This window comes from uncultured Friedmanniella sp., from assembly GCF_964244285.1.
GTDB lineage: Bacteria > Actinomycetota > Actinomycetes > Propionibacteriales > Propionibacteriaceae > Microlunatus.
On record NZ_CAXTHT010000002.1, the window covers coordinates 143864 to 159607 of the forward strand.

Annotated in this window: 14 protein-coding genes; 7 read left to right on the forward strand and 7 right to left on the reverse strand. The window is 72.1% G+C overall.

Annotation, left to right across the window (positions count from 1 at the left end; translation table 11 throughout):
* Window positions 1-12 precede the first annotated feature (12 nt).
* The 6 genes from ACFE7W_RS04980 to ACFE7W_RS05005 all read right to left on the reverse strand — a co-directional run bounded on the left by ACFE7W_RS04980 (window position 13) and on the right by ACFE7W_RS05005 (window position 7148).
* Window positions 13-849 (reverse strand): hypothetical protein, encoded by an 837-nt coding sequence (locus ACFE7W_RS04980; RefSeq protein ID WP_375423686.1) that lies wholly within the window; start codon window positions 847-849, stop codon window positions 13-15.
* A gap of 112 nt (window positions 850-961) precedes the next feature.
* Window positions 962-2191, reverse strand: coding sequence for an ABC transporter permease (locus ACFE7W_RS04985; RefSeq protein WP_375423687.1), 1230 nt, complete (start codon window positions 2189-2191; stop codon window positions 962-964).
* Window positions 2188-2880 carry an ABC transporter ATP-binding protein gene (locus tag ACFE7W_RS04990; protein ID WP_375424205.1) on the reverse strand — a complete coding sequence of 231 codons (693 nt, stop codon included), beginning with the start codon at window positions 2878-2880 and terminating at the stop codon, window positions 2188-2190. The genes ACFE7W_RS04985 and ACFE7W_RS04990 overlap by 4 nt, the downstream gene beginning before the upstream one ends.
* Window positions 2881-2960: 80 nt before the next feature.
* Window positions 2961-4352, reverse strand: a complete 1392-nt coding sequence (locus ACFE7W_RS04995) for an efflux RND transporter periplasmic adaptor subunit (RefSeq protein WP_375423688.1) — start codon at window positions 4350-4352, stop codon at window positions 2961-2963.
* Between the two features lie 110 nt (window positions 4353-4462).
* Entirely contained in the window at window positions 4463-5548 is a 1086-nt protein-coding gene (locus ACFE7W_RS05000) for a CDP-glycerol glycerophosphotransferase family protein (protein WP_375423689.1), read from the reverse strand.
* A gap of 319 nt (window positions 5549-5867) precedes the next feature.
* Window positions 5868-7148 (reverse strand): citrate synthase, encoded by a 1281-nt coding sequence (locus ACFE7W_RS05005; protein WP_375423690.1) that lies wholly within the window; start codon window positions 7146-7148, stop codon window positions 5868-5870.
* Window positions 7149-7377: 229 nt separating this feature from the next.
* Between ACFE7W_RS05005 and rplM the strand changes: the two genes are divergently transcribed.
* Genes rplM through glmM form a run of 3 tightly spaced genes read left to right on the forward strand, consistent with a single transcriptional unit; the run spans window position 7378 to window position 9742 of the window.
* Window positions 7378-7821, forward strand: a complete 444-nt coding sequence (gene rplM / locus ACFE7W_RS05010; RefSeq protein WP_375423691.1) for a 50S ribosomal protein L13 — start codon at window positions 7378-7380, stop codon at window positions 7819-7821.
* 33 nt (window positions 7822-7854) lie between these two features.
* On the forward strand, window positions 7855-8373 hold the full coding sequence (gene rpsI / locus ACFE7W_RS05015) for a 30S ribosomal protein S9 (RefSeq protein WP_375423692.1): 519 nt from the start codon (window positions 7855-7857) through the stop codon (window positions 8371-8373).
* A gap of 16 nt (window positions 8374-8389) precedes the next feature.
* Entirely contained in the window at window positions 8390-9742 is a 1353-nt protein-coding gene (gene glmM, locus ACFE7W_RS05020) for a phosphoglucosamine mutase (RefSeq protein WP_375423693.1), read from the forward strand.
* A 91-nt stretch (window positions 9743-9833) separates the two neighbouring features.
* Here the strand turns inward: glmM and coaA are convergent, their stop codons facing one another.
* Window positions 9834-10784, reverse strand: coding sequence for a type I pantothenate kinase (gene coaA, locus ACFE7W_RS05025; RefSeq protein ID WP_375423694.1), 951 nt, complete (start codon window positions 10782-10784; stop codon window positions 9834-9836).
* Window positions 10785-10871: 87 nt separating this feature from the next.
* Between coaA and glmS the strand changes: the two genes are divergently transcribed.
* From glmS to alr, 4 genes are read left to right on the forward strand one after another with little or no spacing between them, the layout of a single operon-like run.
* The gene (gene glmS / locus ACFE7W_RS05030) at window positions 10872-12716 is read left to right on the forward strand and encodes a glutamine--fructose-6-phosphate transaminase (isomerizing) (RefSeq protein WP_375423695.1); all 1845 of its coding nucleotides are present in this window, start codon (window positions 10872-10874) and stop codon (window positions 12714-12716) included.
* A gap of 23 nt (window positions 12717-12739) precedes the next feature.
* Complete coding sequence (locus ACFE7W_RS05035) at window positions 12740-13090, forward strand: holo-ACP synthase (RefSeq protein ID WP_375423696.1); 351 nt, start codon at window positions 12740-12742, stop codon at window positions 13088-13090.
* Window positions 13078-14562 (forward strand): NAD(P)H-hydrate epimerase, encoded by a 1485-nt coding sequence (locus tag ACFE7W_RS05040; RefSeq protein ID WP_375423697.1) that lies wholly within the window; start codon window positions 13078-13080, stop codon window positions 14560-14562. The genes ACFE7W_RS05035 and ACFE7W_RS05040 overlap by 13 nt, the downstream gene beginning before the upstream one ends.
* On the forward strand, window positions 14559-15710 hold the full coding sequence (gene alr, locus ACFE7W_RS05045) for an alanine racemase (protein WP_375423698.1): 1152 nt from the start codon (window positions 14559-14561) through the stop codon (window positions 15708-15710). The genes ACFE7W_RS05040 and alr overlap by 4 nt, the downstream gene beginning before the upstream one ends.
* Window positions 15711-15744: the final 34 nt, after the last annotated feature.

Below are 15744 nucleotides of genomic sequence, written 5' to 3' on the forward strand. Positions count from 1 at the left end.
CGCACAGCCGGGTCAGCCATTGCCGCGCCCGCCCATCCCGAACGAACAGGTCCCGTTGGTCGCCGGCCGGAGGCCGATCGCGGTGGCCGTGACCGCCCCCGTGGTGTCGGCCTTGCCCGTCACGGTGGCGCAGCTGCCCACCGTGAGCGCCTTGGACGTGGTCGACTTCTCGGCCGTGACCTTGGTCGTCCCGGTCGTGGCGACGGTGTAGGACTGCGGCGTGTCCGAGCCGTTCGTGACCTTGACGGTGTAGCTCGAGCCGCTCACCGCGGTCACCAGGCCGCTCACCGGACGGCTGCGCTGGGCCGCCCCGGACGGTGCTCCTGAGGGCATCCCCTGCGGCGCTCCGGAGGGCATGCCGCTCGGACGGGTCCCGACCTGACCCGCCCCGCCCTGACCCGCCCCGCCGAAGCCGCCGACGCAGGTGCCGTTGGTGGCGGCGCTGACCGCGATGGCGCTGGCGGTGATGGAGGTCGAGCCGGAGGCCGCCGTCTCGGCCGACTGCGCCACCACGCAGGATCCGACCTTCACCGCGCTGAGGGACTGCGAGACCTGGGTCGTGAAGGTCGTCTTGGTGGTCCAGGTGACGGCGGTCTGGGCGTCGGTTGCCTGCACCTGGAGCGTCTTGCCGCTGATGTCGGCGATCAGCCCGACGGTCCGGTCACCGCCGAACCCGCCGCCGCCCTGCTGGCCGCCCTGGGAGGACTGGGTGCCCGGGTTGGCCGCGGCGGACGAGCTGTCCGAGCCGCAGCCGGTGAGCACGAGCAGGCCGCTGACGGTCAGCACGGCGGCACCGGCGGAGAGTCGACGCAGCCGGGCGCGCGGGGAAGAGGGGGCGAGGTGGGACATGGTCGGTGCTCCTAGCGGGGTGGTGAGGTCGGTCGGGGGAAGTGCGGTACGGCTGGTGGTCAGCCCTTCGACAGGCTCAGGGAACGGTCCGACCGGCTCGGGGAGCCTGCGGTCACTCACGGCGGAGGGCGTCGATCGGGGCCAGCCGGGCGGCCCGTCCGGCGGGGTAGACGCCGGCGACCAGGCCGATGCCCACCGCGACCACCAGGGCGGCGGCCGAGGCCCAGGCCGACAGGGTCACCGGTTGGTCGATCACCCTGGGCAGCAGCAGGGCGCCGAGGACGCCGATCCCCAACCCGAGGACGCCGCCCGCCAGCCCCAGCGTCGTGGCCTCCATCAGGAACTGCCGACGGATCACCTTCGGGGTGGCGCCGAGCGCCTTGCGCAGGCCGATCTCGCGGACCCGTTCGGAGACCGAGACGAGCATGATGTTCATGACGCCGATGCCGCCGACCAGCAGCGAGATGCCGGCGACGCCGCCGAGCAGGATGGTCAGCGTGCGGTCGGTGGCGGTGGCCGCCGCCACGATGGACTGCTGGCTCGTGATGGTGAAGTCGGCGCTCCCCCCGGCCTTGATGCCGTGCAGCGCCGTCAGCGCCGCGTCGGCCTCCTGGTAGGCGGCCGAGAGCCGCGCGTCGGACGTCGCCTGGAGGTAGACACTCGACACGCTGGTCGCCGACGTCCCGACCGTGTCCGCGGCCGTTGTCCAGGGCAGCACGGCCACGTCGTCCTCGGTGGAGGTTCCCGACGACGAGCCGCTGGCCGCCAGCAGGCCCACGACGGTGAAGTCGGTCCCGTTGACCGACACCGTCTCACCCACCCCGCCGCGGCCGGAGAACAGCTCGGCGGCGGTGTCGGAGCCGAGGACGACCACCTTGCCGCGGCTGGTGACGTCGTCGGCGGTGAGGAACCGGCCGGAGGAGAGGGTGCGGGCGCGGACGCTCTCCCACGACGGCGTGGCCGCGACCACGCTGGAGGTCCAGGTGGTCGAACCGGCGGTCAGCACCTGCGAGGTCGTGGCCACCGGAGCGACGGCGGCGATGTCGGGGGCGACCACGCTCGAGGCCAGCGCCTCGGCGTTGGCCCGGGTCAAGGTGGTGGCCGAGCCGAAGCCGCCGCGGACGCCGGAGCTCGAGGTCGAGCTGCCCGGGGAGACGATCAGCAGGTTGCTGCCCAGGGCGTTGATCTGGTCCCGGACCTGGTCCTGCGCGCCCTGGCCCAGGCCGACGGTCAGGCTCACCGAGGCGATGCCGATCATGATGCCGAGAACCGTCAGCAGCGACCGCATCCGGTTGAGCCGGACCGCCTCGAAGGCGACCCGGAAGGTCTCGCCGAACCTCATGCGGCACCCACACCCCGGTCGAGGACCTGGGACACCAGGCCGTCGCGGACGTGGATCGTCCGTTCGGCCGCCTCGGCCACCTCGGCCTCGTGGGTGATCAGCACGATCGTGCGGCCCGCCTCGTGCAGCTCGTCGAGCAGCGCGAGGACGTCGGTGGTCGAGCGGGAGTCGAGGTTGCCGGTGGGCTCGTCGGCGAGGATCAGCGCCGGGTCGGTGACCAGCGCCCGCGCCACTGCGACGCGCTGCTGCTGACCGCCGGAGAGCTCGCCGGGACGGTGCATCACCCGGTCGCTGAGCCCCACCCGCTCGAGGGCTCGCAGCGCCCGCTGCTTGCGCTCGGCCGGCGGCGTCCCCGCGTAGCAGAGCGGCAGCTCGACGTTGCGCCAGGCCGGCAGCGAGGGCAGCAGGTTGAACTGCTGGAAGACGAAGCCGATCCGCCGGTTGCGCACGGCGGCCAGGCGCTCCTCGTCGAGGTCGGCCACGTCGATGCCGTCCAGCAGGTAGCGACCGGTGCTCAGGGTGTCGAGGCAGCCGAGGATGTTCATCAGGGTCGACTTGCCGGACCCGGAGGGACCCATCACCGCCACGTACTCGCCCTGCAGCACCCGCAGCGAGACCCCGGCGAGCGCCTGCACCTCGACGGCTCCGGTCTGGTAGGTCTTGCGCACGTCCTCCAGCTCGACGACCACGGCCCGGTCGGGCCCGGGGGTGACCTCGCTCCCGACCTCGGGGTAGGTGCCGGCCCGGGCGGCCAGCTCGGTTGACGCAGTCACCGGGTACCGCCCGTGCCGGCGCCAGTACCGGTGCCGCCGGTCCCACCGCCCGGGAAGCCGCCGGTCCCACCGCCCGGGAAGCCGCCGGTCCCGCCACCGGGAAAGCCGCCGGTCCCGCCCTGCTGGCCGGTGCCGCCGCCGGTCCCCGTGCCCGTGGTGGCTGCCCGGAAGCTCGCCGCGACGACCTGGTCCCCGCTGCTCAGGCCGCTCGTGACCACGGTCGAGCCGCTGATCGTGTCGCCGAGCACGACCACGGTCGGTACCTGCTTGCCGTCCACCAGCTTCTGCACGACGGTCTTGCCGTCGACCGTGGTCACCGCCTGGGCGGGGACGCTGAGGGCGTTGGCCAGCTGCTTCACGGTGATGCTCACCGTCGCGCTGGAGCCGGGCAGCAGGTCCTTGTGCGTACCGGTCACATGGATGACGACCGGGAAGGTCGACGATCCGGTGCTGGTGCTGCCGGAGGTGGAGGACGAGGAGGACGCGACGACGCCGACCGAGGTCACGGTCCCGAACACGGTCGTAGCGCTGCTCGTGGGGGTGATCGTGGCCTGCAGCCCCTTCTTCACCGACGTGAGGTCGGCGTTGGACACCGAGGTCGTCACGTCGAAGGTGCCGGTGGAGATGACGGTGATGGCCGAGGAGGAGCTGGTCGAGGTCGAACCGGTCGCGGCGCCGGCGGACGTCGACGAGCTGCCGCTACCGCCCGTGCTGCTGGTGGTGCTCGACCCGCCGGAGACGGTGTCGCCCTTGCTGATGTCCACCGCGGCGACCGTGCCCGTGAGGGGCGACGTGAGCGTGGCGGCCTCGAGAGCCGCCTTCGCCTGGGTCACGGCGTTCTGCTTGACCTTGACGGTCGCCTCGGCCGCCGCGATGGCGGTCGCCGTGGAGTCGGAGTCGTCGTCCAGGGTGGCCAGTGCGTCGTCCGCCTCGGTCAGGGAGGCCTTGGCGGAGTCGAGGTCGATGGCGAGCTCGCTGTCGTCGATGCGGGCCAGGGTCTCGCCCTTGGTGACCTTGTCACCGACCCCCACCGAGACCTTCGACACGGTGCCGGAGGAGGAGAAGCTGAGGTCCGCCTCCGACGCGGGGTTCAGCGTCCCGGTGCCGCTGACGGTCTGCTTGAGCGTCGCGGCACTCACCGTCACGGTCCGGTAGGTCGTCGTCGCCGCGTCGGTCGTGCGGAAGAACCGGGCCCAGACGGCCAGGCCGGCCCCGGCGAGCAGCAGCACCAGCAGCCCGATCAGCAGCCAGCGGAGGCGACGCCTCGGGCGTCGCGGTGCCTGGGGGGTGGGGGTGGCGACCTCGGCCTCCGCCGCGGCCTGGTCCGGGAGACCCAGTGCGTCCTGCTCCTCGGCCCCGAGCTCGCTGTCGGCTTGCTGCAAGCTCACCAGGCCAGTCCCTTCGCACGGCGGAACCCGACCGGTCCCGCGACGCGCTCAGGCTGCCGTCGCGGCCTGTGGCGGCTCTTGCCCAGGCCTGTCAGCAGGCTGTGGGTGGCTCAACCCGGCAGCCGCTGGGCACTGGTCGGCGACAGCGCCGCCACGACCCGGTCGCTGGCGTGGCCGTCCTCGAGCCGGGTGTAGCGGGCCGCGAAGGCGCGGTAGCGCTCGGCGAAGGCGGTCTGCAGGCTCCGCAGGTCAGCGACGAGGTCGGCCAGCTCGGCCGGGTCGTCGACGACCGGGCCCGGCAGCTCCGTGGCGAGGTCGAGGGTGAACCCGCGCAGCCGGTCCCGGTAGTGGGCGAGGTCGTAGGCGAACATCACGATCGGCTTGCCGGTGACCGCGAAGTCGAAGACCGAGGAGGAGTAGTCGGTGACGAGCGCGTCGGCGGCCAGGTAGAGCTCGGCGATGTCGGTCTCGGCCGAGACGTCACGGAGCCGCTCGGTCGCCGCCAGCGGTCGACGGTGCCCGAGGTAGTAGTGCCGGCGCAGCAGCACGACGTGGCCCGGCCCGAGCCGGCGGGTGAGCTCGGCCAGGTCCAGCCCCGGCGCACCCTCGGCCTGGCTCACGTCGTCGTCGCGGTAGGTCGGCGCGTACAGCACCGCTGTGGTCCCGTCCGATATCCCCAGCCGGCGACGGACCCGGGCCCGACGGGCTGGCGCGTCGGCCGCGCTCAGCACGTCGTTGCGGGGGTACCCGGTCTCCAGCACGGAGCCGGCGTAACCGAAGGCCCGACGCAGCAGCCGGGTGGCCGCGGGGCTGGGGGAGAGCAGGTGGTCCCAGGTGGCGATCTCGGCGTCCAGCGCGTCCATCAGGGCGGGCGCCGGCTGGCTGACCGCGGCCCGGTGGATCCGCTTGAGCGGGGTGCCGTGCCACGTCTGCAGATACCGGGCGCCTGGCTTCTTCTGCCACGGGTCGAGGTCGGTGTGGCAGTTGGCGACCACCAGGTCGGCATCCTCCAGCGCGGCACTGGCCGCCGCGGAGCGGATCGGCACGGTGGTCACGCCGGTCGGGAAGCCGGCCGCCTGCCGCGAATCGGCGAGCCAGGTGTGCGTGGCGTCGGGATCGGAGCGCCGCCACGTCTCGAAGACGGCACGGGGGTTGTCGGCGTAGCGGCCGTTGAAAGCGTTGTAGACGACCTTCATGGACGCCTCCTCAAGGGTTGGGGAGGATCCGCGGGATGCAGACACGGGAGGACCCCAGAGGAGTAGTTGTCTTTACCCTGGGCTTGTGGATGCAGCGGGACACCGCTGAGTCGCAGGAGCGCGGCCCTGAGATGGGTGAGCCCCGGGGGGCGACACGCTTTTCGACGCCCCCCGGGGCCCACCCATCTCGGGGTCTCGAGCGCTCCAGCGGGCTCAGCGCGGATAGCACCGCTGAGTCGCAGGAGCGCGGCCCTGAGATGGGCCCACCCATCTCGGGGTCTCAAGCGCTCCAGCGGGCTCAGCGGCAATCAAATACCGCTCAGCGGTCAGAGATAGGCACGAAGTCGCGGGTGCGGATGCCGGTGTAGATCTGCTTGGGCCGGGCGATCTTCTGCTCCTTGTCCTGCACCAGCTCGTTCCACTGGGCCAGCCAGCCCGGCGTGCGGCCGATGGCGAAGACCACGGTGAACATCTCCGGCGGGAACTGCAGGGCCTCATAGATCAGGCCGGAGTAGAAGTCGACGTTGGGGTAGAGCTTGCGCTTGACGAAGTACTCGTCCTCCAGCGCGATCCGCTCCAGCTCCTGGGCGATCTTGAGCAGCGGGTTGACCCCGGTGACCTCGAAGACGTCGTCGCACGCCTTCTTGATGATGGTGGCCCGCGGGTCGAAGTTCTTGTAGACCCGGTGGCCGAAGCCCATCAGCTTCTCCTTGCCCTCCTTCACCCCCGCGATGAAGCCGGGGATGTTCTCGGTGCTGCCGATCCGGCGCAGCATCGCCAGCACGGCCTCGTTGGCCCCGCCGTGCAGGGGACCGAAGAGCGCACCGACGCCGGCGCCGACCGCGGAGTAGGGGTCGACCTCGGACGAGCCGACGGAGCGGACGGCGTTGGTCGAGCAGTTCTGCTCGTGGTCGGCGTGCAGGATCAGCAGGATGTCGAGCGCCTTCACCAGCCGCGGGTCGGCCTGATAGCTCGGCTCGCTCATCTTGAACAGCATGGCGAGGAAGTTCTCGGTGTAGGAGAGCCGGTTGTCGGGGTAGACGTACGGCTTGCCCAGCTGGTGGCGGTAGGCGAAGGCACCGAGCGTCGGCATCTTCGCGATCAGCCGGGTGATCTGCAGCCGGCGGTTGTCGGCGTCCTTGATGTCCTTGGCGTCGGGGTAGAAGGTCGACAGCGCGCTGACCGAGGCCATCAGCATGCCCATCGGGTGAGCGTCGTAGCGGAAGCCCTCGATCAGCTGCTTGACGTTCTCGTGCAGGAAGGTGTGCCAGGTGATGTCGTGGGTCCACTGGGCCAGCTCGTCGCTGGTGGGCAGCTCGCCGTTCAGCAGCAGGTAGGCGACCTCGAGGAAGGTGGAGTGCTCGGCCAGCTGCTCGATCGGGTAGCCCCGGTACTCCAGGATGCCTGCGTCGCCGTCGATGTAGGTCACCGAGCTGCGGCACGAGGCCGTGTTCACGAACCCGGGGTCGTAGGTGGCCAGTCCGGGCTCGCCTTCCACGGCGATCTGCTTGAGATCGGCCGCCCGGATGGTGCCGTCGGTGATCGCCAGCTCGTACTCGCGGCCCGTGCGGTTGTCGCGAACAGTGAGCGATTCAGTCATGCGCTCAACCTAGCGGCGGGTCCATAGGGGGGCCAGCGGGGGCACCTATGATCCCCGACACCACCTGAGGTGGGTCTGGCCGGACCTTTTTGACCCTCGCCGGTGGCGACGGTAGTCTGGTCCGCTGTTGCCTTCACGTACGTGTGCTGACCGTGCGCGGCAACCACCGAACGCCTGACAGACCGATACCGACCGATTCACCTCGAGCAAACGGAAGCTGGTTCCGACCGTGTCCACGTACAGCCCCAAGCCTGGCGAGATCACCAGGAACTGGCATGTCATCGACGCCAACGACGTCGTCCTGGGGCGTCTCGCCGTGACCGCCGCGACCCTGCTCCGAGGCAAGCACAAGGCGACCTTCGCGCCGCACGTCGACGGCGGCGACTTCGTCGTCATCGTGAACGCGTCCAAGATCGCGCTCGGTGGGGCCAAGCGGACCGACAAGTTCTACCACCGGCACTCCGGCCGTCCGGGCAGCCTGACCTCGATCGCCGCGGGCGACCTGCTGGCCAAGGACCCGCGCCAGGTCGTCGAGCTCGCCGTGTGGGGCATGCTCCCCAAGAACCGGCTGAGCCGGCAGCTGATCAAGAAGCTCAAGGTCTACGGCGGCCCCGAGCACCCGCACACGGCCCAGCAGCCGCAGCAGTACACGATCACCCAGATCGCCCAGTAGTAGCAGCGAAGAACTTCAAGCCAAGGGATTCACGTGTCTGACACCGCCACCGAGACCACGCCTGACGAGGTCACCCCGTTCGTCGACGAGGACCGCGAGATCGCCTACCGGTCCGAGGCTGCCCCGCAGACCTCGTTCGGCCCGTCCGGCCGTCCCGCCGTCGTCGCCCCCGCGGGAGCGACCGGCCGCCGCAAGGAGGCCATCGCCCGCGTCCGGATCGTCCCGGGCAACGGCCAGTGGGTCATCAACGGGCGGACGCTGGAGGACTACTTCCCCAACAAGGTGCACCAGCAGATCGTCTCCGAGCCCTTCTCCACGGCCGCGGTGCCCGGTTCCTACGACGTGATCGCGCGTATCCACGGCGGCGGGGTGACCGGCCAGGCCGGAGCGCTGCGCCTCGGGATCGCCCGCTGCCTCAACTCCGTGGACGAGGAGGCGAGCCGCCCGTCGCTCAAGAAGGCCGGGATGCTCACCCGTGACGCCCGGATCAAGGAGCGCAAGAAGGCTGGTCTGAAGAAGGCCCGTAAGGCTCCTCAGTACAGCAAGCGCTGACGTCGCGAGGCGCTGAATGGGCCGGCTCTTCGGTACCGACGGTGTCCGTGGCAAGGCCAACGAGGCGCTGACCGCCGAGCTCGCGATGCAGCTCGCGGTGGCGGCCGCCCATGTCCTGGCCGACCCGAGTGACCTCGGCGGGCGCAAGCCCCGCGCGGTCGTCGGCCGTGACCCGCGGGCGTCTGGTGAGTTCCTCGAAGCCGCGGTCGTCGCGGGCCTGGCCAGTGCCGGCGTGGACGTCGTCCGTCTCGGCGTGCTGCCGACCCCGGGCGTGGCCTACCTGACGGGGGCCACCGGCGCCGACTTCGGGGTGATGCTGTCGGCGAGCCACAACCCGATGCCCGACAACGGGATCAAGTTCTTCGCCCGAGGCGGCAGCAAGCTCGACGACGCCCTCGAGGACGCCATCGAGGACCGGCTCGAGGGCCCTTGGACGCGGCCCACGGGTGCGGCGGTCGGCCGGGTCACCGACGACACCTCCCTGGTCGAGACCTACGTCGCGCACCTGGTCAACAGCGTCGGCGGACCGATCAGCCTGGACGGCATCACCGTGGTCGTCGACTGTGCGAACGGCGCCGGCTCGATGGCCGGCCCGGCGGCGTTCGAGGCCCAGGGGGCGCGGGTCTTCCGGATCCACGCCGACCCCGACGGCACCAACATCAACGAGAACTGCGGATCCACCCACATGGACTCGCTCCGCACCGAGGTGCTGGCCCGCGGGGCCGACATTGGGGTGGCCCTGGACGGGGACGCGGACCGCTGCCTGGCGGTGGACGCCGCCGGCCGGATCGTCGACGGCGACCAGATCCTCGCCGTCCTCGCCCTCGCCCTGCACGAGTCGGGCCGGCTCGTGAGGGACACGGTGGTGGCGACCGTGATGAGCAACCTCGGCTTCGTCAACGCCATGCGGGCGCACGGGCTGACGGTCGAGCAGACCCGGGTGGGGGACCGCTACGTCCTGGAGGCCATGCGTGAGGGCGGCTTCTTCCTGGGCGGCGAGCAGTCCGGGCACGTGGTGATGATGGAGCACGCCACCACCGGCGACGGGGTGCTCACCGGGCTGCACCTGATGAGCCGGATGGTGACCAGCGGCCAGACGCTCGCCCAGCTCGCCTCGGTGATGACCCGGCTGCCGCAGGTGATGGTGAACGTCCCGGGCGTGGACAAGTCACGGGCCGACACCGACCCCGAGCTGATCGCGGCCGTCGAGCAGGCCTCGACCGAGCTCGGCCACTCCGGCCGGGTGCTGCTGCGCCCCTCGGGCACGGAGTCCCTGGTCCGCGTCATGGTCGAGGCCGAGACCTTCGACCAGGCCAACGACCTCGCCCACCGGCTCGCCGACGTGGTCCGCACCTCGCTGGCGCTCTGACCGGGCTGGCGGCGAGGCGCCCCTCATCAGGTCAGGCACCTCCTGCACGGGGTGCCTGGGCCGCGAAGGGGTGCTCGATCGTCCCGGCGCCTCAGACCTTGCGGATCCGGACCCAGCTCACGTGGTGGTCGGCGTCCTTGCGCAGGATCGCGGTGGCCCGGCCACGCGTGGGGCGGATGTTCTGGACCAGGTTGGGGCCGTTGATGCTGTCCCACACCTGCTGGGCCTGACGCACGGCAGCCGCGGGGGAGAGCTCGCCGTAGCGGGTGAAGTAGGAGCGCGGGTCGCGGAAGGCGGTCTCGCGCAGGGACAGGAACCGGGCCACGTACCAGTCCCGGACGTCGGCGGTGTCGGCGTCGACGTAGACGGAGAAGTCGAAGAAGTCGCTCACCGCCAGGCCGGTGGTGCCGTCCGGGCGAACCCGGGCCGGCTGCAGCACGTTCAGGCCCTCGATGATCACGATGTCCGGGCGGTGCAGCACGACCTGCGCCTCGGGCACGATGTCGTAGACCAAGTGGCTGTAGACGGGTGCCGCGACCTCCTCGCGTCCGGACTTCACGTCCATCACGAAGCGCAGCAGGGCCCGCCGGTCGTAGGACTCCGGGAAGCCCTTGCGCTGCATCAGCCCGCGGCGCTCCAGCTCGGCGTTGGGGTAGAGGAAGCCGTCCGTGGTCACCAGGTCCACCCGCGGGTGCTCGGGCCACGCGGCGAGCAGCTCGCGCAGCAGCCGGGCGGTGGTGGACTTGCCCACCGCGACCGACCCGGCGATGCCGATGACGAACGGGGTCCGGTCCACCGACAGCTGCAGGAACTCACTCGTCGAGCGGTAGAGCTCGCCGGTGTGCAGCACGTAGCGGGTCAGCAGCCGGCTCAACGGCAGGTAGACCTCGCGGACGTCGGTGAGGCTGGTCGGGTCGCCGAGCCCGCGGACGCGTTCGAGCGCCGCAGAGTCGAGGCTGACCGCCGACTGCTCGGCCAGGGCTGCCCAGTCGGCCCGGCTGCGCTCCACGTACGGCCCGAAGACCTGGGCGTCGGAGGGCATGGGCAGAAATCTAACGGCTCGGCCCCGGCTCGACCCGCAGGCTCGAGGAGCCCTCCGGCGCCGGAGCCGCGGGGTAAGGTTCCGCGCATGTGCGGCATCGTCGGTTACGTCGGACCCCAGGCCGCCGTGGACACCGTCGTCAACGGCCTGCGCCGGCTGGAGTACCGCGGCTACGACTCGGCCGGCGTCGCCGTCGTGGCCGGGGGCCGGCTGCACCTGGCCAAGAAGGCCGGCAAGCTCGGCAACCTGGAGAAGGAGCTGGCCGAGCACCCGCTGCCCACCTCCGGGCTCGGTATCGGGCACACCCGCTGGGCCACCCACGGTGGCCCGAACGACGTCAACGCCCACCCGCACCTCTCGGCGCACGAGCGGGTGGCCCTGGTCCACAACGGCATCGTCGAGAACTACGTCCGGCTCCGCGGCGAGCTCGAGGCCGCCGGCCTCACCATGACGTCGGAGACCGACAGCGAGGTGGTCGCCCACCTGGTGGCCCAGCAGGTCGAGGCGGGTGCGCGTCTGGACGAGGCGCTGCGGACGGTCTGCGGTCGGCTGGAGGGCACGTTCACCCTGGTCGCGGTGGACAGCCAGGACCCGACCGCGGTGGTCGCCGCCCGACGGAACTCCCCGCTGGTGGTGGGGGTGGGGCAGGGTGAGAACTTCCTGGCTTCCGACGTGGCGGCCTTCATCGAGCACACCCGCGAGGCCATCGAGCTCGGCCAGGACCAGGTCGTCCGCATCACCGCCGACGCGATCGAGGTGACCACCTTCGACGGCAGCCCGGCCGAGGTCCGGCCCTATCACGTCGACTGGGACCTCTCCGCCGCCGAGAAGGGCGGCTACGACTGGTTCATGCGCAAGGAGATCCACGAGCAGCCGCGGGCCGTCGCCGACACCCTGCTCGGACGCTACGACGCGAACGCACGCCTGACCCTGGACGAGATCCGGATCAGCGAGGACGAGCTCCGCAGCATCGACAAGATCGTGGTGATCGCCTGCGGCACCGCCTTCTACGCCGGGATGGTGGCCAAGTACGCGATCGAGCACTGGACGCGGATCCCCTGCGAGGTGGAGCTGGCCAGCGAGTTCCGCTACCGCGACCCGATCGTCGGCCCGACGACGCTGGTGGTGGCGATCAGCCAGTCCGGCGAGACCGCGGACACGCTGATGGCCATCCGGCACGCCCAGCAGCAGCGGGCGCGCGTGCTGGCGGTGTGCAACACCAACGGCTCGACGATCCCGCGCGAGGCCGACGCGGTGATCTACACCCACGCCGGCCCCGAGATCGGCGTCGCCTCGACCAAGGGCTTCCTGACCCAGCTGGTCGCCTGCTACCTGCTGGGCCTCTACCTCGCGCAGGTCCGGGGAACGAAGTTCGGCGACGAGATCGCTGCGGTGATGCGCGAGCTGGCGGCCATGCCGGACGCCATCGCCGCGGTGCTCGACGGGATCCAGCCGGTGCTGGACCTGGCCGCGGAGTTCGTCGATGCCCCTTCCGTGCTCTTCCTGGGCCGGCACGTCGGCTACCCCGTGGCGCTCGAGGGCGCGCTCAAGCTCAAGGAGCTCGCCTACATCCACGCCGAGGGCTTCGCGGCCGGTGAGCTCAAGCACGGCCCGATCGCCCTGCTCGAGAACGACCTGCCGGTGTTCGCGGTGGTTCCGCCCAAGGGCCGGGACATGCTGCACGCCAAGGTGCTGTCGAACCTGCAGGAGGTACGCGCCCGCGGCGCCCGGACGGTGGTGCTCGCCGAGGAGGACGACCACGACGTGACGCCGTACGCGGACGTCCTGATCCGGCTGCCGCGGGTGTCCACGCTGCTGCAGCCACTGGTCGCGACGGTGCCGCTGCAGGTCTTCGCCTGCGAGCTCGCCAGCCGCAAGGGCCACGACGTCGACCAGCCGCGGAATCTCGCCAAGTCCGTCACCGTCGAGTGACCACTCGCTAGGTCCTGGGCAGCGTGATCGTGGGAGTGGGCATCGACGTGTGCGATGTCAGCCGTTTCGCTGCGGCCGTCCAGCGCCGTCCCGGCATGATCACCAGGCTGTTCACCCCGGCCGAGGCCGAGCGCCCCGTGGCGTCCCAGGCTGCGCGGTTCGCGGCCAAGGAGGCCCTGGCCAAGGCCCTCGGTGCCCCGTCCGGCCTGTCCTGGTTGGATTGTGAGGTCCACACCGATGATCTTGGTCGGCCGACGTTCAAGATCATCGGCACCGTCGCGGCCCGCGCCGCCGAGCTGGGCATCGGCCGGATCCACCTGTCGCTCTCCCACGACGCCGGGATCGCCTCCGCCATGGTGGTGTGCGAGCAGTGAACCTGCACGCCTACCGGGCGGACCAGGTGCGGGCCCTGGAGCAGTCGGTGATGGCCGTCGAGGGCCCGGACGTGCTGATGCAGCGGGCGGCCGCCGGGCTGGCCCGGAGCGCGCTGGACCTGCTGCGACGTACCCGCGGCTCGGTCTACGGAGCCCGGGTGGTCGTGCTGGCCGGTACCGGGAACAACGCCGGCGACGCGCTCCACGCCGGGGCGCGGCTGGCGCGGCGCGGCGTCCGGGTGACGGCGGTGCTCGCCCTCGGCCGGACCCATGAGGCGGGGCTGGCCGCCTTGCTGGCGGCCGGCGGGATGCTGCGCTCGGCCGATCAGGCGGGGCTCGTCGACCTCGGTACGGTGTCGCGGCCGCCCGTCGACCTCTTCGTCGACGGCATCCTCGGCATCGGCGGCCGGGCCGGGCTGACGGGGCCGCTGGAGGGCCTCGTGGCCGTGACCGGCCGCTGGTCGATCCCGGTGCTGGCCGTCGACCTGCCCTCGGGAGTGGACACCGACACGGGCGCTGTGCCGGGGCCGGCGATCCGGGCCACCCGGACGGTGACCTTCGGCGTGCTCAAGCCCTGCCACCTGGTGGAACCCGCCCGTAGCCGGTGCGGTGAGCTCGAGCTGGTCGACATCGGCCTGGAGGACGCCGACCCGGACGAGCTGCCTGCCCTGCGCGGCTGCTCCTACGACGACCTGGCCCAGGCGTGGCCCTACCCGGCCGCCGACGGTGACAAGTACGCCCGCGGCGTCGTCGGCGTCGACACCGGGTCGGACACCTACCCCGGCGCGGCCGTGATGTCGACCTACGGTGCCGTCTACGCCGGTGCGGGGATGGTCCGCTTCCTCGGCTCGGACCGGCCGGCGCAGATCATCGGCGCGCAGCTGCCCAGCGTGGTGTTCTCGCCCGGACGGGTCCAGGCCCACCTCTTCGGCTCGGGCTGGGGCGACAACGCCGCGGGTGGCGACACCCTGCTCCGCGCCGCCGACGAGGGTCTGCCTGCCGTGGTCGACGCCGACGGGCTCCGGTACCTCCCCGACCACTGCCCGGACAGCTGGCTGCTGACCCCGCATGCGGGTGAGCTGGCCCGGCTGCTGGACGTACCGCGGGGTGAGGTCGAGGCGGACCCCCTCCGCGCCGTCCGGGCCGGCGCCGAGCAGATCGGGGCCACCGTGCTGCTCAAGGGCGCGACCCAGCTGGTGGCCACCCCCGGTCGCGACCTCGTCCTGGTAGCCCGGCCCGGTCCGTCCTGGACGGCTCAGGCCGGGTCCGGCGACGTCCTCGGCGGCGTCTGCGCCGCCCTGCTCGCGGCGGGGGTCCGCCCCCAGCTCGCGGGTCAGCTCGGTGCGTCGGTCCAGGCGACCGCCGCCGAGGCGCACCCGGGCGCGATCCCGCCGCAGGAGCTGGCCCGAGCCATCGGTGCGCTGCTTGGGGACCTCCAGCGGCGCCGCGACCAGCTGGTTCTGCACCGGTGACGGCCGGCATCGACCCGGCCACGGCCCGCGCGGACATCGACCTGTCCGCCTTGGGGGCCAACCTGCGCACGCTGGCCGCGCACGCTGCGCCGGCCCAGCTGATGCTGGTGGTCAAGGCCGACGCCTATGGTCACGGCATGCTGCGCTGCGCGGCGGCCGCGCGGGCGGCCGGGGTGGCCTGGCTGGGAGTGGCCACCCCCGCCGAGGCGCTCGCCCTGCGCGAGGACGGTGACACCGGGCTGCTGCTGGCCTGGCTCTACGGCGTGGACGAGGATCTCGCGCCGCTGGTGGCCGCCGACGTGGACGTCTCGGTGCAGTCGGCCGACCAGGTGTCCCGGCTGGTGGCCGCCGCGGCCGTGACCGAGCGCCGGGCGCGGGTGCACCTCAAGGTGGACACCGGGCTGTCCCGCAACGGGGCCGCCTCTTCGGACTGGCCGGAGCTGTTCGCGGCGGCCGCCGAGGCGGAGGAGACCGGTGCGGTCGAGGTGGTCGCCGTCTGGTCCCACCTCGCGGCGGCCGACGAGCCCGGCCACCCCGCGACGGCCGTTCAGGTCGAGGCGTTCGATCGGGCGTGGGCAGCGGCGCGCGCGGCCGGGCTGCGTCCACGGTTGCAGCACCTGGCCAACTCCGCCGGCGCCCTGGTGGCGCCCCGGACCCGGTACGACCTCGTCCGGGTGGGCGTCGCCGCGTACGGGGTGGAGCCTGCTCCTGGGCTGGCGGGGATGGCCGGGATCGAGCTGCGGCCGGTGATGACCCTGCGCGCCACCCTGGCGAACGTCAAGGAGATCCCGGCCGGCGCGGGGGTGTCCTACGGCTGGGCCTGGACCGCCCCCGCACGCACGACCGTGGGGCTGGTGCCGCTGGGCTACGCCGACGGCATCCCGCGGCACGCGGGCAACCGGGCGGAGGTCGGCCTCGACGGCACCCGGGTCCCGGTGCGCGGGCGGATCTGCATGGACCAGTTCGTCGTCGAGCTGGGCGCGGACTCGACGTACGAGCCCGGGGCCGAGGTGCTGGTCTTCGGTCCTGGTGACGACGGGGAGCCGACGGCGGCCGACTGGGCTGACTGGTGCGACACGATCGGCTACGAGATCGTGACCCGGATCGGCCCACGGGTCCCGCGTCGCTATCTCGGTCAGCGGGAATGAACCGGCGCCAGACGGAGTTCCGTCGGTGCTCGGC